This is a genomic window from Sporosarcina sp. Y1009 (genome assembly GCF_057669865.1).
In genome coordinates this window covers 59,415-81,453 of sequence record NZ_JBYHFO010000014.1, presented here as the reverse complement: position 1 = coordinate 81,453, position 22,039 = coordinate 59,415, and the positions used below count along the sequence as shown (strand labels likewise).

Annotated in this window: 28 protein-coding genes; 24 read left to right on the top strand and 4 right to left on the bottom strand. The window is 37.7% G+C overall.

Annotated features, from left to right (window positions below):
- The first annotated feature begins 250 nt into the window (after positions 1-250).
- The 6 genes from AC25Y1_RS15315 (at position 251) to AC25Y1_RS15290 (ending at position 4,729) form a co-directional block, all read left to right on the top strand.
- Positions 251-565: a hypothetical protein gene (locus tag AC25Y1_RS15315; RefSeq protein WP_488148873.1), complete on the top strand. Its 315-nt coding sequence runs from the start codon at positions 251-253 to the stop codon at positions 563-565.
- A 53-nt stretch (positions 566-618) separates the two neighbouring features.
- Positions 619-1,173 (top strand): GNAT family N-acetyltransferase, encoded by a 555-nt coding sequence (locus AC25Y1_RS15310; RefSeq protein WP_488148872.1) that lies wholly within the window; start codon positions 619-621, stop codon positions 1,171-1,173.
- 470 nt (positions 1,174-1,643) lie between these two features.
- Positions 1,644-2,456 (top strand): DUF1835 domain-containing protein, encoded by an 813-nt coding sequence (locus tag AC25Y1_RS15305; RefSeq protein WP_488148871.1) that lies wholly within the window; start codon positions 1,644-1,646, stop codon positions 2,454-2,456.
- Between the two features lie 33 nt (positions 2,457-2,489).
- Positions 2,490-3,053 (top strand): phosphoglycerate mutase family protein, encoded by a 564-nt coding sequence (locus AC25Y1_RS15300; protein WP_488148870.1) that lies wholly within the window; start codon positions 2,490-2,492, stop codon positions 3,051-3,053.
- Positions 3,054-3,494: 441 nt separating this feature from the next.
- Entirely contained in the window at positions 3,495-4,058 is a 564-nt protein-coding gene (locus tag AC25Y1_RS15295) for a TetR/AcrR family transcriptional regulator (protein ID WP_488148869.1), read from the top strand.
- A gap of 155 nt (positions 4,059-4,213) precedes the next feature.
- On the top strand, positions 4,214-4,729 hold the full coding sequence (locus AC25Y1_RS15290; protein ID WP_488148868.1) for a DUF2798 domain-containing protein: 516 nt from the start codon (positions 4,214-4,216) through the stop codon (positions 4,727-4,729).
- A gap of 48 nt (positions 4,730-4,777) precedes the next feature.
- Here AC25Y1_RS15290 and AC25Y1_RS15285 read toward each other — a convergent pair whose 3' ends face one another.
- Positions 4,778-5,218 (bottom strand): universal stress protein, encoded by a 441-nt coding sequence (locus AC25Y1_RS15285; RefSeq protein ID WP_488148867.1) that lies wholly within the window; start codon positions 5,216-5,218, stop codon positions 4,778-4,780.
- 174 nt (positions 5,219-5,392) lie between these two features.
- On the opposite strand from AC25Y1_RS15285, the gene norA reads away from it, so the two are divergent.
- The 10 genes from norA (at position 5,393) to AC25Y1_RS15235 (ending at position 12,175) form a co-directional block, all read left to right on the top strand.
- Positions 5,393-6,556, top strand: coding sequence for a multidrug efflux MFS transporter NorA (gene norA / locus AC25Y1_RS15280; protein WP_488148866.1), 1,164 nt, complete (start codon positions 5,393-5,395; stop codon positions 6,554-6,556).
- 198 nt (positions 6,557-6,754) lie between these two features.
- Entirely contained in the window at positions 6,755-7,288 is a 534-nt protein-coding gene (locus AC25Y1_RS15275; RefSeq protein ID WP_488148865.1) for a sigma-70 family RNA polymerase sigma factor, read from the top strand.
- Positions 7,278-8,228: a hypothetical protein gene (locus AC25Y1_RS15270; protein WP_488148864.1), complete on the top strand. Its 951-nt coding sequence runs from the start codon at positions 7,278-7,280 to the stop codon at positions 8,226-8,228. The genes AC25Y1_RS15275 and AC25Y1_RS15270 overlap by 11 nt, the downstream gene beginning before the upstream one ends.
- Positions 8,229-8,391: 163 nt before the next feature.
- On the top strand, positions 8,392-8,826 hold the full coding sequence (locus AC25Y1_RS15265; RefSeq protein WP_488148863.1) for an SMI1/KNR4 family protein: 435 nt from the start codon (positions 8,392-8,394) through the stop codon (positions 8,824-8,826).
- Positions 8,827-8,858: 32 nt separating this feature from the next.
- The gene (locus AC25Y1_RS15260; RefSeq protein ID WP_488148862.1) at positions 8,859-9,305 is read left to right on the top strand and encodes a hypothetical protein; all 447 of its coding nucleotides are present in this window, start codon (positions 8,859-8,861) and stop codon (positions 9,303-9,305) included.
- 25 nt (positions 9,306-9,330) lie between these two features.
- Complete coding sequence (locus AC25Y1_RS15255; RefSeq protein ID WP_488148861.1) at positions 9,331-9,702, top strand: hypothetical protein; 372 nt, start codon at positions 9,331-9,333, stop codon at positions 9,700-9,702.
- A gap of 41 nt (positions 9,703-9,743) precedes the next feature.
- Positions 9,744-10,220, top strand: a complete 477-nt coding sequence (locus AC25Y1_RS15250; protein WP_488148860.1) for a hypothetical protein — start codon at positions 9,744-9,746, stop codon at positions 10,218-10,220.
- Positions 10,221-10,273: 53 nt separating this feature from the next.
- The gene (locus AC25Y1_RS15245) at positions 10,274-10,759 is read left to right on the top strand and encodes an HIT family protein (RefSeq protein WP_488148859.1); all 486 of its coding nucleotides are present in this window, start codon (positions 10,274-10,276) and stop codon (positions 10,757-10,759) included.
- Between the two features lie 13 nt (positions 10,760-10,772).
- Entirely contained in the window at positions 10,773-11,441 is a 669-nt protein-coding gene (locus AC25Y1_RS15240; protein WP_488148876.1) for an HAD family hydrolase, read from the top strand.
- 20 nt (positions 11,442-11,461) lie between these two features.
- A complete protein-coding gene (locus AC25Y1_RS15235; protein ID WP_488148858.1) occupies positions 11,462-12,175 on the top strand; it encodes a class I SAM-dependent methyltransferase in 714 nt (237 codons plus the stop codon).
- Between the two features lie 28 nt (positions 12,176-12,203).
- Here AC25Y1_RS15235 and AC25Y1_RS15230 read toward each other — a convergent pair whose 3' ends face one another.
- A complete protein-coding gene (locus AC25Y1_RS15230; protein WP_488148857.1) occupies positions 12,204-12,572 on the bottom strand; it encodes a hypothetical protein in 369 nt (122 codons plus the stop codon).
- 342 nt (positions 12,573-12,914) lie between these two features.
- Positions 12,915-13,118 carry a hypothetical protein gene (locus AC25Y1_RS15225; protein WP_488148856.1) on the bottom strand — a complete coding sequence of 68 codons (204 nt, stop codon included), beginning with the start codon at positions 13,116-13,118 and terminating at the stop codon, positions 12,915-12,917.
- Positions 13,119-13,634: 516 nt separating this feature from the next.
- Between AC25Y1_RS15225 and AC25Y1_RS15220 the strand changes: the two genes are divergently transcribed.
- Together AC25Y1_RS15220 and AC25Y1_RS15215 are read left to right on the top strand one after the other, a co-directional pair.
- Positions 13,635-13,820, top strand: a complete 186-nt coding sequence (locus AC25Y1_RS15220; RefSeq protein ID WP_488148855.1) for an SWIM zinc finger family protein — start codon at positions 13,635-13,637, stop codon at positions 13,818-13,820.
- A 525-nt stretch (positions 13,821-14,345) separates the two neighbouring features.
- Positions 14,346-14,549, top strand: coding sequence for a hypothetical protein (locus AC25Y1_RS15215; RefSeq protein ID WP_488148854.1), 204 nt, complete (start codon positions 14,346-14,348; stop codon positions 14,547-14,549).
- Between the two features lie 184 nt (positions 14,550-14,733).
- On the opposite strand, the gene AC25Y1_RS15210 is transcribed toward AC25Y1_RS15215, so the two are convergent.
- Positions 14,734-15,306 (bottom strand): hypothetical protein, encoded by a 573-nt coding sequence (locus tag AC25Y1_RS15210; RefSeq protein WP_488148853.1) that lies wholly within the window; start codon positions 15,304-15,306, stop codon positions 14,734-14,736.
- A 266-nt stretch (positions 15,307-15,572) separates the two neighbouring features.
- On the opposite strand from AC25Y1_RS15210, the gene AC25Y1_RS15205 reads away from it, so the two are divergent.
- From AC25Y1_RS15205 to AC25Y1_RS15180, 6 genes are all read left to right on the top strand, one after another.
- Positions 15,573-16,820: an ABC transporter permease gene (locus AC25Y1_RS15205; RefSeq protein ID WP_488148852.1), complete on the top strand. Its 1,248-nt coding sequence runs from the start codon at positions 15,573-15,575 to the stop codon at positions 16,818-16,820.
- 28 nt (positions 16,821-16,848) lie between these two features.
- On the top strand, positions 16,849-18,159 hold the full coding sequence (locus AC25Y1_RS15200) for an ATP-binding cassette domain-containing protein (protein WP_488148851.1): 1,311 nt from the start codon (positions 16,849-16,851) through the stop codon (positions 18,157-18,159).
- A 244-nt stretch (positions 18,160-18,403) separates the two neighbouring features.
- Complete coding sequence (locus AC25Y1_RS15195; protein ID WP_488148875.1) at positions 18,404-18,844, top strand: carboxymuconolactone decarboxylase family protein; 441 nt, start codon at positions 18,404-18,406, stop codon at positions 18,842-18,844.
- Positions 18,845-19,622: 778 nt separating this feature from the next.
- On the top strand, positions 19,623-20,183 hold the full coding sequence (locus AC25Y1_RS15190; protein ID WP_488148850.1) for a hypothetical protein: 561 nt from the start codon (positions 19,623-19,625) through the stop codon (positions 20,181-20,183).
- Positions 20,184-20,424: 241 nt separating this feature from the next.
- Entirely contained in the window at positions 20,425-21,441 is a 1,017-nt protein-coding gene (locus tag AC25Y1_RS15185) for a DUF1835 domain-containing protein (protein ID WP_488148849.1), read from the top strand.
- 69 nt (positions 21,442-21,510) lie between these two features.
- A complete protein-coding gene (locus AC25Y1_RS15180; protein WP_488148848.1) occupies positions 21,511-21,981 on the top strand; it encodes a DMP19 family protein in 471 nt (156 codons plus the stop codon).
- The last annotated feature ends 58 nt before the right edge of the window (positions 21,982-22,039 follow it).

Genomic DNA, 22,039 nt, shown 5'->3' with positions numbered 1-22,039 from the left:
CCACTTCAAAAACGGTACGTTTTAAGTGGCGGGAGGTTCATCAAACTCGATATGGATAGTTCAAATAACTATATAGTAGACCTTAATGGGCATTGCAATTACTGCAGTGCTTTTTCGTTTATAAAAATTCTAGAAGAGTCACAGTTGCAGCTTGCATAGCTACCTCACTAGCAGTAGCAACAAGCACACAGAATAATGTATGATAAGCATTAACAGATGAATTGAGAAATTATAACAGAAGGAGCTCACAATGAAAATTAATTTAGTTATTTTTGTCTCATCTATAAAGAATCAAATTGAAAATAATAGAAGTGAAGTCATAATCAAAACTTTTGAATCGACTTTCCGTCCAGAAATAGGGGATATTTTGGATGACCCAGGGTTTACCCCTGATTATCACAATGGCTATGAGGTTGTGAAAGTCACGCTTAATTATGCCAAAGAAGAATGCATGGTCTCATTGTCGCCACTTGTACTGGAGCGGGAAGATATTGAGACGGAGACTTATATTGATAGGTTGAAAGCACACGGTTGGCGAGTTGTCTCAAAAAATGAATTCGAGTAATCAATGGCTTCAATTGGATTTAATATAAAAAGTTAAACTGGAGTGTAAATAGCGTGATAAATTTAAAAGATAAACCAACGCTCAAAGGAGAGAAAGTCATTCTTCGCCCATTTAAAGAAGGGGATTTTTCTTATATTGAGGAATGTTTACAGGATGAAGAAGTTATTAAGTTAACAGGCAGTGATTCACACTATGACAGGGATTTCACGCTCAACTGGTATAATACGAGAAATGAACAAACTGATCGCTTAGACCTCGCAATTGTTGATCAATCTCAAGATATTCTAGTTGGGGAAGTCGTCGCAAATTTATATGATGAAAAAAGTCATAGTATGAATTTCAGAATATTAATTGGACCTAGGGGAAGAGACCAAGGTTTTGGAACGGAAGCAACCCGACTATTCATAAATTATTTGTTTTCTCATGCAACACTTAATGCACTAACGCTAAGTGTTTTTGATTTTAATCCAAGGGCTAGGCATGTTTATGAAAAAGTGGGCTTTCTTGTGGAAAGCATAGATGAAAATGAAATGGAATTTGAAGGGGATTGGATTGACTCGGTGAATATGAAGTTGACGAGAGAAGATTGGTTGAGAGGAAATAGGTGACATGTCAATTTTAGGGAGCGTTTAGTATGTCAATAAAAGAAGTTATTATGAGAAAACTTGTAGTGGGATTATTGTTTTTAGTGTTATCTTCTGCATTTTTGTTATTGAGTAGCTTACTAATTGGAGTTGAACTCATATTTTTATTTTATGTAAGTCTATTTGCAGTTCCCATTTTATTGTTCTATGCGCCGATATGGTCTATATTGTCTGAAATACTTATAAACAGGATAAACATAGAGAAAAAGAAAGATACCCTGTGGGTTTATACTACCCTATATTCTTATAGCACTATTTAGTCCTGAAGAGTTTGTTCTTTTTCTAAGCAGCAGTTCTTCATTGTCTTTCGCAATTCTAGGGATCATGTTTTCTATCTTCTACCTGTTACTTGACCGTTGGTGTTTGGAAAGAATTTATAAAAAAAGGTCAGTGTTATCTTAAACAATTAAATTTGTCCTAAGGAGGCGATTTATGTGATTCATCTTGTGTTTGGAGACTCTGCAACAGGCGGTTTAAAACATGCTTTTCGTAAGCAAAATCATAGGATTATTGGATTCCCAATTGATTTTTCGGTTGGTCCGATCACAAATATACAAAAGGAAAGTGGCATAATACAACATTATGATTGGTTGAAATCTTCATTTCGAAATGAGTGGGGAAATTTTGAAGATGATCAAACAGCCTATCAGCAGACTTTGCAAAAATTGTTGGAAATAGAAGACGGCGAGAAAGTAACGATTTGGACTTGTGAAAATGCAACAGAGCAAATAGGTCTTCGAATCAGCTGCTATTTATTGAAAGATAGGGACGTCGAAATAAATTTTGTAAATACGTTCACGGCAATGCATGAATTTATGAAACACAAAAATGTACGAATTGATATTCGGCATACGGGAGAATGTCACGCAGAGCAGCTCGCTCAATTTTATAAGAATTCTACTCGCCCAATTTCAAAGAAAATGAAAAGCGATTATGCACAAAAAGGAGAAAGATTGCTAAGTGGTGAGAGCAATGTTCGTTCTTGGCAACAAGGAGAACTTATTGATGATACAGAAACAAAGGATGATGCATTTATATTGGAATATGCCATAAGGCTACATAATGAAATGCCTACTCTAGAATATATAAATGCTATCAGAGTTATTGGTGAAGTGTTGGGTAATTCAAATCAATCTTTGTCGGACATATGGATTGAATATAGAATTCGTTCGCTCATTGCTTCCAATCAATTGGCATATGCAGGAAATCTTCAATCAATGCGTATGTATGAGATTAAAGTCATATAACAAATAGAGAGTGGTGATTAGGTGGAGTTGGTATTGATTCGCCATGGTCAGGGAGAACATACAGTAAATCTACCAAATAGCTTACAAATAAAAGACCCCTCTTTAACAGTTAAAGGCGTAAAGCAAGCAGAATTGTTAAGAAATAAATTCCCTTTAACGGATAAAGATATTATTTATATTAGTCCGCTAAGAAGAACGCTACAAACAGCGTCTATTTGGAGTGAGCATGTAGCCTGTACAAAGATTGTAACGCCCTTAGTCTCTCCGAGAATGTTTCCTATACTTCCAAGTGAAAATGCATTGCCCTGTGACAATATAATTGATTTAGAAATAATCAAAGCGGATTATCCAACTTTTGAAATTGATAAGAATGTGCCTCTTGAGTTATGGACGAATGGCATAAATGTTATGGAGCAAACGAAATTCATAGAAATTGCAGAAGCGTTCATTGCAAATTGCAAGCTGTTACAAAGAGAAAAGATTTATATCGTTTCCCATGATGGTACGATAACTTCTTATCGACAATTGATTTCAGAGCAAAGTCTTTCCCGAAAAGATTTCCCACACGAAACAGGTTGGTTTCAAATTAAATGTTAAAATCTATACCTACAATACAAATGTATGATATTAATCGAAGCTGATACAGCCATATACCGCTTGAAGAACGGCTGAACAGTGTTAACGAAGATGTAAAAAAGTAACCCCCATTGGACCTGGCTAAAGGTAACAGGTGGGTATTTTTTGGTTTGTGATAACAATTGCGACCAAAATAGCTACAATCGCTGTTAATGCTGTAGCAAGGAATATTCCAAATTGAAATTGCAAGTTATCATCATCTATAGCACCCCCTTTCTCAAGGGAGTGCCAACCGCCACCGTCGCAATAAATCTCTACTCCGTATCTATCTAGAAAAACTTCTTCAAATAAGGCGCGTTCTTACCCGTATAAACATTGAAAAAACTAAAAACTATTATTCCGAATGAAAATTTGTTATACTAATAACAGACCAGTTGGTATGTTAGGAGTTATACATCAAATATGGATACAAAATCGCTACTAATCGATACTGCTACAACCCTTTTTCAACAAAAAGGTTATAAAAGTGTCGGGCTTAATGAAATCTTAAAAGTCGCCAATGTTACAAAAGGAGCGCTTTATCATCATTTTCCAGATGGAAAAGAAGAATTACTGATTACTTGTTTACACGGTTTAAATGAAGTCATTACCACAGATATCGAGGCTATTTTTAGTAGGCATCCATTAACTAAGGACGCGGTACGCTCAATGATTGATAAGTTAATTCACAACTTTGAAGAAAATGGTACCATTATCGGTTATACATTTAGTAGTATCGTCAGTGAAATGGCCACGATGAGTGAACCGGTCCGCATTGCTTGTAGTGCTCTATATGAAAACATTCAACACCTTTACTATGAGAAACTTATAACTGAAGGTTATTCGAATGAATCAGCTTCCGCTATCGCATTATTGATGACAGCATCGATCGAGGGTGCAATGATGCTTTGCTTAACGCAAAAATCTGCAACCCCTTTGAAAACAATTGCCACATTATTGCCGAGTATATTAAAAGTGAATAAATAAAGTAGACAAATCGGGCTGCGTAAAAGCAGCCCTTTACTATTGCGTATATTCACTCCATAGCGTGATTTATTAACGGCATATTCATCTTTGTATTTGCTTATTGTATTTAGCGTTGGTCTCAAAAACATAATTTTGAAAGGAAGTAAAAACAAACTATGCATCAAGAAAACAGATTACCAAAAAACGCTAAAGAGGGCGCGATATTCGGCGCAATTATCTGCACACTATCCGTATTATTAATAGGGTCAATCAACATAATCCTTGCAGCTGGAGGATTCAACAAGGACGTTGCAATGAGCATGTTAATCACGTTACCTATTATTTGGGTTATCGTTATGATTATTGAACCTGTAGCAATCGGTCGTTTCGCAGAATTTTTATCATCTAAATTTATTTCACCAACAGATGGTTTTGCTGCTCGTATAATGTTCCGTACACTTTTCACAGTATTAGGCATGTCTTTCACAATGACGATTATTGGAAATCTTATCGGAAGTGGCTTTACATCTGATTTCTTTGCTCATTTTATCCAGATCTGGCCCCGTAACTTCTTAATCGCCCTATTTTTGGAGAGCGTGGTTATCCAACCATTTGCACGTTTAGTAATGGTTAAGATGCACGCAGCGCAAGATAGAAAAGCTGCAGTTCAAACAGTTAAACAAAATGCATGAAAAAGGCGCTCAGACTTACGAAAAAGTCTAAGCGCTTTTTTCTATTGTTCAATCAGCAGGCGTTCGTACAACTAAGACATCGCATTTAGCCGTACGAACGATTGCTTCAGAAACCGAACCGATTAAGAAGCGTTCTACTGGCGGATGCCCCGTAGAACCGCAAATAATTAAGTCTGCCTTCACCCAATTGGCAATTTCTTTTGTAATTATCGTTTTAGGTGAACCGATTTCAATAATGAGCGTTACATTTTTAACTCGAAGAGCAGCGGCGCGTGCTTTATAGCGATCTAAAACTTTTCGAGATTTTTCTTTGACTTGCTCAGCAATTTCTTTATCAAGAGGTCCCAAATAACGGGAATCAATAATATTAACGACGTGTAATTGTGATCCTTGATTTCGATATGCAATCTCTACTGATTTACGAAAGGCATATTCAGCCTCTTTTGAACCGTCAACAGCTACTATAATATTTTCATAGTGATTTGTCATATGTCGTAGTCTCCTTTTAAGATTATCAACAACCAGTTGTTCTATCTAAAAATACCATACATCAGATAACATAAATGCAATATATACACGAAAAATGCTATAATCTTCAAATGATGGAAAACCTATAAGTATTGTACAATCGACCATCTTGCAGAAAATTTAAGGAGATTAAGTATGGAAAATCAAAAAGGCGTTTTAGCCATTCTTTTAATGAATTTATTTATCGCATTTTTAGGGATAGGACTCGTCATCCCAGTGTTGCCTACGATTATGAACGAGCTGAATATTAGCGGTTCGGTTGTGGGATATATGGTAGCTGCATTTGCGATTACTCAGTTGATTTTCTCTCCAATTGCAGGTAAGTGGGTTGATAAATTCGGACGTAAAATCATGATTGTCATAGGCTTATTCGTTTTTGGTTTTTCGGAGTTTTTATTTGGGATGGGTAAAACAGTTGAGGTCCTATTTATTTCTCGTATGCTTGGTGGAATAAGTGCCGCATTTATCATGCCAGCAGTGACGGCATTCATTGCGGATATTACGACAACGACAAATAGGTCGAAGGCGCTTGGCTATATGTCGGCTGCCATCAGTACGGGTTTCATCATTGGGCCTGGGCTTGGTGGATTTTTGGCAGAGATTGGCACCCGCGTCCCGTTCTACTCAGCAGGGGTACTCGGAGTGGTTGCTGCAATTCTCTCCATTCTTCTATTGAAAGAACCGAAACGGGCGGAGGCGGAAATTCCGTTACCTGGTCAGATGACTGGATTTCGTCGCATATTTATCCCTATGTATTTCATTGCATTTGTAATAATTTTTGTTTTATCATTCGGCCTTGCTGCTTTTGAATCGTTATTTAGTCTGTTCGTAGATCATAAATTCGGCTTCACGCCAAAGGACATAGCCATTGCGATTACTGGCGGTGCAATTATTGGGGCAGTTGCGCAAATTGCGCTGTTTGATCGATTAACTAAATTAATGGGAGAAATAAATCTGATTCGTTTATCCCTAGCCATTTCAACAGTTTTGGTCTTATTAATGACCTTTGTCAATTCTTACATTACGGTTTTATTGACGACGTTCGTTTTATTCGTTGGTTTTGACCTAATACGGCCAGCCGTTACGTCATACTTATCGAAAATTGCAGGCAATGAACAAGGATTCGTTGGTGGCATGAACTCCACATTTACAAGTATAGGTAATATTATCGGACCAATTATCGGTGGCATTCTATTTGATATCAATTTAAACTTCCCTTATTACTTTGCCGCGATCGTCCTGTTATTAGGAACTATATTGGCCCTAATTTGGAAGAAACCAAGACATGTAACGTTATAGGATCATTGGTACAAATTATGGAATAACTAGACAAATAACATTGAAGTATTACACCCATCAGCATCGCATTTAGCGGTGCTTTTTGTATACCATTTTTGTTAAGCTTTAATAATACAAAGGATTTTTTATTAAATTAGAGAAATGAAAGCCAAACGAAGCCATTGACCGTCTAATAGATGAAGAAGGAGGAGGTTGGAATTGATAAATTTAGTCGAGAGAGCAAGAAGCGGTGATGATGAGGCATTTTTAAAACTATTTCAGAAATACGAGAAGGAAATTTACAGAACGGCATTTATATACGTGAAAAATCAAAATGACGCACTCGATGTAGTACAGGACACAGCATACCGTTCATTTAAGTCAATAAAAAATCTCAAAGAGCCTAAATTTTTCAAAACCTGGTTGATTAGAATAGCAATTAGTTGCTCACTTGATATTCTTAGGAAACGAAAAAAAGTAATTCTCTTAAATCCAGAATTTGAGGAATATATTACAGATGATGTTGAAGATGCTGATGATATTAATATTTTAGAAATGACCGTTCAAGATCTAATCAAATGTTTAAATGAAAATGAAAAGAGCGTCATTATACTAAGGTTTTACCAGGACTTAACGATTAAAGAAGTATCAGAAACATTGGATATACCTCTGGGCACCGCGAAAACATTATTGTACCGCGCTTTAAAAAAGCTGCGCAATAATCTAAAAGGGGATGGCGTAAATGAACAATAATATTAAACAAGAAATTAATAAAATTGAAATACCTGAAGGGTTAAGTGAAAGAAGTAAATTGGGGGTTTCACAGGCAAAGAAAGAAATAAAAAAGGATAGAAAAAGATTTAGTGTAAGAGGCATCGGAATTGCTACTGCTATACTTGTGTCTGTTGGAGCATTCATCTTATTTAATTATGGTATCTTAGATGTTGTAACAGGCAATAAAGGCACACTCGTTGTTAATGATGATGGAAGTATAGAAATCCCAGCTATTAAATTACCCAAAGACACTTCAAGTGCGAGTATGATTGGCTTGATTGTATATAACGGGAAAATTTATACCCAAACAGGGACAGGGATAGATCCAGCAGATGCAAAAGCCATTATAGGTGAAAAAATCGGAACTACTAAGGCAACAATTGATGAATGGAGTAAGCAAGAAGCCTATGATGAAGAGTTCGCTTCAACAGTCGGAGAAACAGACGTTTATTCTGTAAAGGGATACGATAAAGACTTTAGGATAATGACATATCAAAAACTGGATGGTAAGCAATACGCAGAGTTTTATGAAAACCTTAACGGGATAACGGTAAATAGTGGTGCGGACGTGTTTGGTCAATTAAATATTGTTAATAATGTATCCTTTGCACAGTATAGAAGCCTTAGTGATTGGGATAACGATATTGATAATTATCAGCCCGTTACAGATATGGAAACATTGAATATCTTTCTAGAAGAACTAAATCAGGTGAAGCCGCTTCCCCGCGAACCAAATTCGGACCCAATAAGTAATTCTCGAAACAACGAGGACTTCAGGGAATTAACTGTTAACTTAAATGACGGTTCGAAGGTTAGACTCACTCTTCTTAAAGATGGATATATCTATTATGGATTTACGGCCGTGTATTTTGAAATGAACGAGGGCGTGTTTTCAAAAATGTGGAGCGAACTTAAGTGAAGGTATTATTAAACAAAAGCACTGAATTATTTTCAGTGTCTTTTTGTTGAATATATACTCAACCTACAATAATTATTGTAGGTCGTTAATGAAACATATCAGCTGGAGAAAACGTACAGTAATATTCTAACCAAAGATTATTAATAAAAAAGGAGATGTATATATGTGGAAAGAATATATTCAATCGGCAACAACTGGCTATCATTTCGCAAAGCCCGCAAATATAACTGAAATTAATCATATAAGAGAGCGGCTACATGTGGACTTATCTACCGATTTGTTGGAGCTATTGAGTGAAACGAACGGAGTATTTGACGAGTTTAATTGCCCACTTGTTTGGTCAACCAAACAAATCCTAAAGGATAACTTGTTCTTTAGAACTTTTTGTGATTATAAAGATATTTATATGCCTTTCGATCATTTGCTTTTTTTCTCGGATGCAGGAAATGGTGATCTATTTGGATTTGCGATTTTAAATGGAAGCATTCAAAGAGATGATGTTTTTGTTTGGGATCATGAGTCGGATAGCAGAAAATGGGTTGCCTCTTCATTAAAGGATTTTATTGAAGGTTGGGCGAATGACAGAATTTCTGTATAAACTTTCGAATCAAAAATATTTGAGGTGATGAAATGGAATACTGGGCGTTAATTGAAAACCCGACAGATGAGACGTATCGTGAATTAATTAAAATACTGTGTGATTACTCGGACTCTTTCTATTTTGTGACAAGAAAAGAGTTGAAATATGATAGGGAGATACTTGCGAAATTTGAACCATTCATTGTTGAAACTTATCAAACAAAGGAATGGGCGAACACAGAAACTAAAGGGCCAGCTGCAACGGTGTATGTCATTGAAGCTAATCATGATACTTGTAAGCTACTGCAACAATCAGCGAAATCGCTATATGACTGGGTAGCACCCAATTTGCCAGAGGACTTAACATTTAAGAAAAATGACTTTACTTGGTTTTCTTGCACGACTCATGAGGAGTTTGGCGGGTTTTCGATTCGATCTGACTATTATAGAAAGTTGCTTGGCCAAGTTCCTGGTTTGAAAGTAGCAAAAGTAGATTGAAGTAAATTTGATAGGAGTTGGTTAGTTGAAAAGGTTGTTCGTGATTATACCGATATTTTTAGTAATTGCATTTATATTGTTATTTTATTCAAAAGCATACTATCCCGCTTTGCCAATAAATTCAGTATCTAAGCGTGAAGTCGTTAATATGGCGAATACCTCCAATGAAAAGATCATAAAATTGACGGAAGAAAATGGGTATGAATGGTACATCTCAAAAATGAATCAGGGAAATGCAAATGAACAACTAAAACAAATGATGGAAAGTAAAGGCTGGACTTTTAAGGAACAAATGGGAGCGGGATTATTTTTCCGAAAAGAAAATGAAAAATTAATTATCGTAAGTGAAATGTGGACAGGGAAATATGTTCTATTTCAAATTCCAAAGGCCCAGTAATCTACTAATGCCAACCAACTATATAAAGACGAGGGAAAAATATGGACACTAATATGTTGTATTACAAAATATATGAAGGTGATGTTGAGCCTTCCGATTATATTAAATGGGCTTTGAACATGGTGGACAACGAGTGTTCCTCGTTTAGTATAAATATCCTTTCGGCCCTAGAGGAACCATTGAATATATTTGAAGTGGAAGATTATTTTAATAGAGCTTTAAGTGAAATCGGTTTGCGGAAACCTTCGCATCAAGAGTGTGCTCAGTATTTCATTAACCACTTATTGGAAACTATTTTGCGAGATGAAAATAATGCTATTGAAATTGCATATGAAATATATAATGTAAACAGTGAGCATATATATACTGAAGATTTATCAATATCAAAATGGTATGGAATTAGTGAGATGATAGATGATTTTCGATATGGCGATAATATTGCAAAATTAACCCGCTCTTCCTTAACTTCATTGATTGTTCAAGAAGCTAAAAATCAGTTGAAAGAGAGCAGAAACTAGCATGTTAATTTCGACCCCGATTTTAAGTGGCATTTACTTTAAGGAGTGATTCCATGAGAAGGATTACACTTTCAAACGGAAGAGAAATAGAAGTGGAATGTTTAAGCTGCGCTTTGACAAATGGAATTATTGAGCCAGACGGTGGTGTAGTAATCGAAACAGAATATTTTCATGCACACCAAGATGTGGCATATCCGATAAAAGGATTAATCATATTAGCGTCTAAGCGTCACATTAAATCTTTTGATGAATTATCCGCAGCAGAACGAATTGATTACATAAATACCTTATCAAAGATTAGAGGGGCTCAAAGAAAAGTCTTGGGGATTGAACATGTTTATTATTTTTATAATGAAGATACGACTCACCATTTTCATACTTGGATGGTTCCACGTTATGAATGGATGTATAAGTTTGGAAGGTCAGTAGAATCGGTTCGGCCTGTTTTGCTCCATGCAAGAAATAAAATGAATGATGTGGAAAACATGAAAATAGTTATGAAAGCAATTAGGGACTTAGAGGAAGAATTAAATAAGTAAGGATGTGTTGAAAATAATCAAAGCGGTTATATTTGATTTAGATGGTACGCTGCTAGACAGGGATGCTTCCGTACAAAAATTTATAGACAATCAATATGATAGATTGATAGAATGGCTTGGTTTTATCCCGAAAGAAAATTACATATCTAGATTTATAGAGTTGGATTGTCGCGGTTTTGTCTGGAAAGATAAGGTGTACCAACAAATAGTTGTTGAATTCAACATTGATGAAATATCTTGGGAAGAGTTGCTTCATGATTACATCAAAGAATTTCACAAGTGCTACATTCCATTTTCAAATCTCCATAGTATGTTAACAGAGTTGAAAAATAGTTCAATTCGTTTAGGAATCATAACAAATGGAAAAGAGCAGTTTCAAATGGATAATATAAGGGCGTTAGGGATTGAAAACTATTTTGAAACAATACTTGTGTCTGAATCGGAAGGGATTAAAAAACCTAATCCAACTATTTTTGAGAAGGCTCTAAGCCAGATAAATGTTTTAGCGAATGAAAGCATGTACGTAGGTGATCATCCTGAAAATGATGTTAAAGGTGCTAAAAATATAGGAATGATCGGTGTCTGGAAAAAGGATAGGCAATGGAATCATGTTGAAGCTGATTTCATTATTGAAGATTTGAGTGAATTGCCGTTAATCATTTATGATATTAATATTAAATAGCAGTGAGTGGAGGAAAACATATGATTGCGTTTGTATATGATCAATTAAATCGTTGGGGAAAAGATGATGACTTTTTTATGGAGCTGCTTAAATCAACAAAGTCCAAAACGATTGCTGATTTAGGTTGCGGTACGGGAAGAATAACAGTGGAAATGGCAAAGGCGGGCTATCATATTACTGCTATTGACCCGAATGCTGAAGCTTTGGAGTATGCAAAGCAAAAAGCATATGCACAAGATGTAACATGGATTGTAGGGGATAGCGCAGACTTGGAGCCAGTTGCTTATGATGCAGTTATCATGACAGCAAATGTTGCTCAAGTATTTATAACAGATGAAAGCTGGCAAATTGTTGTTCATGATGCTTATCGTGCATTGAAACCAGGTGGTCATTTCATTTTTGATACACGTAATCCTAATGCAAAGGCATGGGAAGAATGGCAGAAAGATGATTCAGTAGACCGACTTCAAGATTTGAACACGGGAGACACACTAACGTTGTGGGATGAATATGAAGGATTAGATGGTCCCGTCTTCACCTTTTATGAAAAAGTGAAAAATGAAAGAACAAACATAGTGATTGAAGACAAGGTACAACTTAATTTTCGAAGCTATGAGGAAATAAGCGAATCGCTACAACAGTTTGGTTTTACTTCGGTTCGGGCATATGAAGATTGGGAGTTCAAACCCGCGACAGCTGAGGCAAAATCACTTATTTTTCATGGTGTGAAGTAATGTAAAGATAGAAAACTACATTACAGGATTAATTCTCAACAACTGTGGATTGCATAATTTCATATATCTTGCGAGTCGTATTAACATTTCTGATCGTCATTTTTTTGTATAAATTCGTGCCGATGAGTTTGGCTTTTCCACTTTTGGATACATTTATCGTATCAACCGACCATAGAATTGCTCCAGTCACGTATATGACTTTATCAATCTCTGGTTTGATGACTAGTTTTTGAAGCACAATCTCATCATCAATATCATCCCACAAAAAAAGAACATCACTTTTCATAGATTGGTCGTTTTTCCATGAAGCAGGAAGAGCGTTCTTAATTAGTTTGAAATCATCAAATCTTCGGATGACGATGCGTGCGGCAAGTGCGCATTTCTTTCGGAAAAACATTCTAGAAAACAAGAAAACCACCCTACGCCGTCACAAGCAAAAGGGTGGTTCTCAGAAAACTAAATAACTATGATAACCACCACCCTGACGGTAGAGGTTGCAGAGAGAAGTGTTCAAGCACCTCTCTTTTTTATTATATTCTTATTTTACATGAATTAAACCGAAGATAGAAGTAAATAAGATGTCTAGTTCTGAATTATCTTGACAGTGTATCACGTAAGACCATGATCAAAGCAATAATAAATGATCCAGTGATTTGGTCGTTGAAACTCGAATGGTACCAGTAGCTAAAATGCTATTGGTACCGTTTTTTTTAGGTCTTTTTTCTGGTGCAGGTGGTTTTTAATTCTTGCTATTTATTTTTGAATCTATTGTATCGACAAAGTCTTTCGTAGTTCTTAGAATATATTTAATTTCATCCAAGTCTCTTTCCATGAGTAGTGAGTTATGGATACCAAGCATAAGTTTTTTCTCCTTAATATCCGCTGCGCCAGCGAGCTTTTGAAAATCGAATAATTCATTCGGAGAAATATCCAAAGCGAGCAAAGAAGAAGGTACCTGTGTGAAAAACTATTCTGTTAATACAATACAAGTGTATAAAAATTAATCAAAGCTGATATCAACTGTTTATCTTCTGTATGATTGTACATATGTGTGAGTTTTCGTGAATGTTTGTGACACAGGTACCCTTATTGATACCCTTAGTTCCTCGAATTGAATATCGTTCAAAAAAAACGATTTACTATTAAAAGGAACAAACATCTTGTAAAATGAAAGTACGAGTTCTGCTTTCTAGCACTAGCTTCTCTGCAATCAGTTTCCAATCAATTGGACATACAACTTCTAAAGTCAGGGGTCATGAATGATAAGGAGAAAATTGTATGTATCTAAGGGTTAATAGAATCTGGAGGGATTAAAGTGTCATTGCCAAGAAAGAATCGAAAATATAGTTACGCTGATTATTTATCATGGTCTGTGGATGAAAGGGTGGAAATTATTGACGGGGATCCTTATTTATAATGAAAATTTGGTTGAAGAGTGACAAGGAGGGGATTTTTAAAGATGAATATCCATTCTTTTGAGAGACAAGTGAGTGCAAAAATTTTAGCTCGTGGGCTAGCTTATTTTGAAGATGGTCATATTTTTGACGTGGAACATCAGGAAAACAATACATACTCTTTCCTTATTGAAGGAACGGAAAACTACGAGGTTATCATAAGACTCGACGACCATAGCACAATCCTATAATCCAACTGTGACTGCCCTTACAATATGGGGGACATTTGCAAACATGAAGTAGCCGTGTATTATGAACTCCAGGATATGATGAATGAAGCGAATCAAAGCAAGTCTACACAGCCGAAAAAGCGGTCTGATTTGAAAGAAATGTTAAGCATTTATCGAAGGATCAGCTGATTGACATCATTATGGATATTTCCAGTCAGGACTTGGTGATGAGAGAAAGGATTCTTTTAAAATTTTGTGGCTGACTGTCGGCTGCTGTACGGTCTCCTGCACTGGCTTCGCATCGGTTCGCGGCTGCGGACTGCCGGCATGTAAAAGGAGTAAGAAAACCAGTGAAATAGTATATATTAACGGTTTGTGCATCGCTTTCTTCCCTCCTTCAAGCAAGATATCATCTTTAATACAACACAGACTTGTTAGTTTATTTAAAATATCTGTAACAATAGGAGGATATTTTATCTTCTTGTAGAATATACCCCTAACCAGTGAAGTTTCACTTCGCTGGATAACAAGAATGGAGGATAACACATGAAGAAGAAAATCGGAAGTACGGTTGCAGCAGCAGGAATTGCATTAACATTGTCGTTTGGCGTGCCAAGCCAGTCGTTTGCGGAAGTGAGCCCTGCAGATCCAGTTATCGTCGCGGCGGATAGTAAAGTGGTGAGCTTGACAAGAAGTTTTACGACGGGACAGGTTAACCCTGCGAGTTTGAATTACAATATAGGAGGCTGAAAAGGTACCTTGTATCCTGTGTCCAAGCAGGTGGTCGATGGCGGATATCTCGTCATCTATTCCGGAACTGTCAAGTGTTCCGGGAATTGCGCGGTCCCGCAAACTGTCTCATCCAAATGACTAAAGTGATCGAGCACAAGATCTGAAGGGTTCAGGTCTTGTGCTCGATGTTTCCCATGCATGCCTAGTTGTCCGGCGACACCAAAAACGCGAAGGCATAGTTCGCCTGGCCTTTCACTTCCAAATCCCAGGTGACGGTCGCCAGGTAGAAATACAACCCCGGCTCCTCTGGCACATCCAGACTGCGCCCGACGTTTTCATATCGTGTTTCGACTCCTTCGAAAATTTGAGTGATGTCAATTCGGGTGCCCTGTATGGTATTCAGACCACTTTCAGAGAGCCATGTCCACGAGGGGTTGATGCCCATGGTAAACTGGATCCGTTCTCCAGGTCTCATTCTGCCAGACTGTTCCCCAAACATCAGATCCCTTGGGTCTTGCGATTCTGCCGTGCAGGGTTTTCCATTTTCACTCCAGCAATAATGACCTAGCACCATGGCAGATGGATTCTCGACTTGATTGTTACTGAAAGCGTGAAATTCCCCCGGTCTTCCTAATTCTCTTTTTTCTGGGGGGCTGCTTATCGATTGCTCTACGGTCTCCTTAACTGGTTTCACATCGGTTTGCGGCTGCGGACTGCAGGCGAATAGCGCCAGCAGTGCAATCAACAGGATGGTGCGAATTTTCCGGTTCACCATGCTTGTCTTCCTCCTTTCCTAATAAGTTGGAGTGGTATGTTACATTCATTGTACAGGAGAATGTTTGCAAAATATACAAATTATTATTTATTTTCACTACACCGTGAGGTACTATGGAAGCAGATGCTATTGTGACTGCTGGGTATCTAAAAGGCTGCCCTTGCATACGCTGTACGAACAACTTACGGGAGCTTATTTATCAATCATACATATGTTGGATCGCGAATCAGCCGGGGGATGCCGGCTGTTCGAAAGGGGGCTGTATCGTGAAATTAGTACAATTCGAATGGAAGAAGTTGTGGACGTCCGGGCTTTTCAAGATCCTTCTCGTCGCCTTCTTCCTCAGTATCGCCTGCTATTTTGTATACGCTTACATGAACACCGTGCGAGTGCCGGATGTGGCACTCGAAATCCGGGATGAAATCCGGCAGAACGAACTACAGATGGAGGAGCAGCCGGAATCGGAGGAAGGAGAACCTTCGGAAGCGGCGCAGTTCTGGCAGGAGTATAACCAGAAACTGGAGGACCAGCTGCAAGCTTATGAAACGGGTGACTGGTCTACAGTCCTTCAGATGGAGATCGATAAGATACAGCCCGATCTCGACACTCTCATTGTCAGCCGGCAGTATTACACGTCGTCCTTTCCGACTCTGTTCACAACGGAGACGCGACGGGCACTGTTCCAGTATATGCAGGAACACGACGTAGCCCCGATCCTTCCTGTGGACATATTCGCCTGGCGAACTCTTTATGACCTTAATTTCCCGGCAGACGGATCGAGTGACGACGAATTCCTGAAAGAATTTGTGACGGAGCACAGTACACTGAATTCGTCGGCCGGCATCTACTTCTTGAAACAGGTCACGGATCTGCTGTTCGGTCTCGCGGGACTGCTGTTCTTCCTCTTGCTGTTCAGCGATATCGTGACAAAGGAAGGCATCGGTGCGAACGGGCCAATCCATCTCCTGCAGACACAGCCGATCCGGCGGCCGCTCATCCTGCTGGCGAAGTTCGTGACAGTGCTTCTCACCGGCGCAGCGGTTCTGCTGGGGGCAGCCCTGTTCGCGCTCGGACTCGGCGCCGGCTTCGACAAACTCGGAGACTGGAATTATCCCGTTTTCGTGTATGGAGAAAATTATGCATATGATTTCATGCCGATCGGTATGTATCTCGTCAAAATAGCGGTCCTGTTCTTCTTCGGCCTGCTGTTTACGGCAGCACTGCTGTTTTTCTTCTCGTATGTCACGAAACGTGCCATCGCAGCTCTTGTTTTGACAGCTGCCGTCATCCTGCTCGGCATCCAGCACAGCAACCAGGTGGCGGGACTTGTGTTCGCGCCGTACCTGCCGTTCGCCTACTTGGCGCCCCAATACATTGTCACCATGCAGACGGCGGCAATCTGGCAGGATTTCCGGTTCACATTCCCGCTAGGCCTGCTGGTGCTCGGCGGTGCATCCGCCGTCCTGCTCGCCGCCGCCTATCTAATATCCGGTCTGCAGGGGAAACGGGCATGAAAACCCCGGCCAAAAAGGAGGAAACCTGATGATCATCCAAGTCGAAAATCTACAAAAACACTATAAAAAACAACACGTTCTGCGGGGAATCAATATGACGGTAGGCGAGCCGCAGATCATCTCCCTTGTCGGACCGGACGGCTCTGGGAAGACGACGCTCCTGAACTGCATGACGAACCTGCCGCCGTCCCAGGAAGGGAAAATTGAGCTGCTCGGAAAGAAGAACACCGACATCTCCGTACAAGCTGAAGATGATTGTTTTTTAGCTTTGGACATAGCGGGAATACTACTTGAAAATTCCATTGAAGCAACTCAGTATTCAGATGACTCGGATGGAAGCTTGGGTGATTTAATCGATAGTACGATTGAAACCATTCGGGAAATTGCGACGGAAACTGATAGCTTTGATGAACAAGAAAAGATTCTCAGTAAAATAATTACTGTATCGGAAAGTAAGGTGTTCGATGAATGGGAAGACTATCGAATCGAACTACTGTCGGTTTGTCTTGAATTTGCGGTGAATGAAGTTTTACGTCACAGGCTAACAACTAAATTGGAAAGTTTGTTGGTTAAGCAATCAGGTGGTCATTACGGTACATATAGAAATGAAATGATTTTGAAAATGCTGTTTGATATCCTAAAAGTTTATGGAACACGGCATGAAGTGCAGCACTTCATGGAGAACCATTTGAGCTATACTTTTTTTAGAGAAGAGTTGATTCAGCAAAGCATGCAAGAGGGGGAATATCAAAAGGTTTTGGAGCTAGCTATGGAGGGCGAAAAGCAGGATAAAGAATATAGAGGTCTTGTGTCTAAATGGAAGGAAAACCGATATGCTGCATATAAAGCTCTTTCAATGAATGTTGAGCAGAGACGCTTGGGGCGTGAGTTGTTGTTAGGTGAGAATCTGGATTATTATCAGGAACTGAAGGAATTGGCTCCGGGACAGGAAAGAGAACTTTATGAAGAAATTAAGCATCAACTTAAGCAAGATAGGAATTATCAATGGAACAGGCTATATCTTTTGTTAATTGAAGAAGAAAGTGATTTGGATGAAATGCTTGAATACGTTCAGGAAAATCCTGGGGAGATTGAAAGATTTGCTTCGAAATTGATGGCAGATCATAAGGAAGAAGTGATTCATCTTTTTGAAACTAAGGTTATGAGGGCTGCTGAATCATCAAGTAATCGTAAGGCATATCAAGGTGTATGCGCAATCCTGCATCGTTTTAAGGATGTAGCTGGTCAAGCTCATCAACAGAAATTAGTCGGGGAATTAACTGCGTTATATAAGAGGAAGCCTGCGTTTCTGGATGAACTTAAAAGTATATCTGTGTGAATGTTTATAAAACAAGCGCTGCATAATTAGTGGAATAATGATAGAGGATCGCCATTGCTCTCTTAACTAAATTTATCAAATCGAACCCCCTTCTTAACCTCTTCACCTATTAGACGGTCAATATCTTCATTTAGCTTTCATTTCTTTATCAATATTATAAGATGAATAAAAGCATATAAAAGGGGAGCTTGAAGTGGGTAAATTAATTAACAAAAGTATTGTGAAAGCAGCAGGGCTGATGAATATGAAAAACAGAATAAACTATTTCAAGGTTGCACCAGAAGCTTTAGAGATAATTATGGAATTAGAGAAGTATGTAAAGAAAACATCGATAGATAGAAGATTGAGAGAACTGGTGAAAATTAGAGTGTCTCAAATTAACGATTGTTCATACTGTTTGAATATGCATACAGAAGAAGCGAAGAAATTAAAAGTAACAGATGAACAGATTGACCATTTAAGCACTTGGAAAGAAACGAATATATACAGTGAAAAAGAAAAAACAGCGTTAGAACTAGCTGAAAACATGACATTAATTTCGGAAAAAGGAGTTAATGATGAGTTGTATAATCGAGTGAGAGAACATTATGATGAAAAAGACTATGTAGATTTAGTAATGATTATAAACCAGATTAATATGTGGAATAGGTTAGCCATTTCTATGGGGAATAAAGTTAATAGCTAAATAAGTGGTACGTTTTGCCGCCAATCTTATCAAGATTGGCGGCATGATTATTTAAACCTTCATTAAACTTTTTCACTTAGCAGGATAGTTTAAGTGGAAAAGCGAAGGTATATATGAGTGGAAAATAAAGTGGGGGGTTCATTGAGGAGTTTTTTGACCTTGATGGAATTAACCATGGTTTGTAAGTGTTGACTCTAAAGTTGCTATAGAAAATTAAATATACAGAGGGAGTGGAAATTGCTGATGAAAAAACAATATTTTAACCTCATGCATTTAGACAAAAAGAAAACCACCCAGCGCCGTAGGAAGCAAAAGAAATGAGTTTATACAATAATTCAATAAAATGAATTAGATTAGGTGTCTGAAATCTCCTATCAATATTGTCATTAAACAATGGATATCTTGTCCAGGTTTATCAGGATGTATCGAAGTAGGGGGATGCAAGTTGAGAAACATATTCGGATGAAAATATTTTAAATATACCCCCATTTCATTTCAATACCGAGGTTATTGTAGAAACATATATAGGTATATGTAGAGTAAGGAAGTTAAGTTAACGAGGGAAATTGAACATAACCATTATTTTAATTTCAAGGACCCTGACGGCAATCATCCAATGGTTTGTAAGTGTTTACTCCAAAGATGCAAATAGAAAATCAAATACACAAGGGAGTGGAAATTGCTGATGGAAAAACAATATTTCAACCTAATGCAATTCTTTGAGGGCTATGTTAAGAATTACCGAAGGATGAATTTATCTTACCAACATAATCGTTCGATGTTTACAAAACGAGAGATTGACTATTTTGCTAATTTAGGTGAAATGTTGGGATTTGATGCCTATGTAGAAGATTCCAAGTTTGATAAGCTAAAAGGACGATCGAGACCTATGGATTTATCTTGGTGGAAATGGGATGCACGATTTGATAATGAAATATATCAGCCCCCTGCGCTTCATTTAGAACGGGAAAGTGTCTCGAATAAAGATGTAGATACTATTGAAAAACTTTTTTCAGACACAATCGAAGGATATGTTCCTCATAATGTGATAGGAATACAATACTTGGAATCAGATAAAAGGATAGAGTATATAAATGACTTAATTGTTAAAAAGAATGCAGTTCAGAAATCAAACGTATTAATGGTTTATCGTTATTATGATGCTGAGCTTGAATTAGAACGAGTTATTGCTTATTATTTTACACCATCTGGTTTAGATGAAATAAGAAACGCTATCTGTAAACAAGACGAATCGGGATACTGGTATATGTGCTTTGATGAGGAATATCCTCCTTTTCAAAATAAGGAATCGGCTGCGGGTCAAATACCAATTGATTAACTAGGTTTCTGTGTCTGAAATTAGAGATTTTAGTTTTAAATATCAAAAGAAGGAATTTAGATTGCTTTAGTTGAAATAGTGGAAAGTTGATTTAAATTTCTAGTAGGAGGGGCTTCTTTGACATTGGATGGTTAGGGGAGAATTGTATCTATGGTGTGAGGAGGACCTCCTTGGCGTTATAACTAATCCGATTCTGAAAGAGCCTGGTAGCTAAAACTAAAAAGAACAGGGTGAAGCATCAATGATAGATGAATTACATCAATCTATTAAAAAATTATCTTGCAGCGAGGCAAAGAACGCGCTTTTAAATATGATGTATCGGATAAGGGACATTAAAGAATTGTCTGATTTACCGGAAGAAAAGTTAGCGGAATTATATTCATTATACGATGAAATTGCAGGTACTTCGGCAAGCCGTGAATATGATGAAAGGCAATATGAAGCCGTACATATCGTCTGTGGGGAATCAGTAGCAGGGTCATTACGGGTGGGTTTAGGTCATGGACATAAAGTGATTGGTTTTCCTGATTTCTTTGCAGTCGGGCCACTCTGGAAACTTGATAAATATGTTGGACGTAAACATCGTTACGATTGGTTGGACAGTCATCTAACAATTGAAATGAATTATATCGAGGAAGAGTACGAAAGTAGGTTTTCAAAAACGGTCGAGGAAATTGAAGCAATACCTAATAATATCCCCATTGTGATTTGGAGTGGGGATAATGCTGATGAACAAACGGGAATACGGTATATCCTGAATTTATTGAAGGAAAAACAGAATGATATATCTTTGATAAATACGACGACAGCGTACCAGGAATTTTTTAATACAAGTGATGTTCAGTATTTTTGTTATCATACGGCACATGTTGAACCTGAGAAACTCAACCTGATATATCAAAAGAAATTATCAATACCACTTTCATTTGAAGCTAAAGATCAGCTTCATCTTGAATGGAATTCACTTTCTGAAACTGCAGAAGTGCTGCGCGTTTGGGAGAATAATCAAGTGAAGTCTGTAAATGAAAATCACTTTGACCAATTAATTATTGCATGTGCCCAAAAAGTACATACCGAACAAATAGAAAAAGATTTCATGAGATCAGCTTTGCTAATCGGTGAAATATTAGGGGAGTTGGAGGGTGGAATGAGCGATACATTTTTGGAATATAGAATCAGGCACTTAATCCACGATGGTGTATTTGATATGAAAGGGAATCTGAAATCCATGCGATATTATAGTGTAAAGCTAAAATGACAGTGTTCAAAATTATCGTTCGTACATTATTGGCGACTGTTTTGTATAAACATGAAGGGAAGGGATTAAATGAAGGCTAAGATTAATAGAAATGAGTTAGTAAATACTGAGGATATTTGGAACGCAGTAATTTCCGTGATAAGTGAATATGATTTTCCAGGTGAAAATGAAACTGTCAATGATGCATTTATTATTTTTCAATACTACTCCGAACTAGAGAGCGGAGGTCATGAAAGTCTATTTACATGGTTTTCGGATTACATACAAGAAGTAGGCATCACTCATTATTTGGAGCAACTCATCGCTATTCTTGAGAAAATCGATGCGCATGAATATGCTGCGATTGAAAAAGCGCATGGAGTAGAAATGTGGAGATTGTACCTGGCTTTGGAAAATGACGAGATAGAAGAAGATGAATTTTATAGCGTTGTTGAAAAAGCTGACAATGATTATCACAATTTGAACAACAAGTTGGACAAACAATTAGAATCGTATTTTGTAGCTATTCATACTGAATTAATTCAAGTGGTAGAGGATTAAAATTTTAGCAAGTGCCTATATGTTTTCACATAGGCACTTTATTAATTAGTAGCGACCA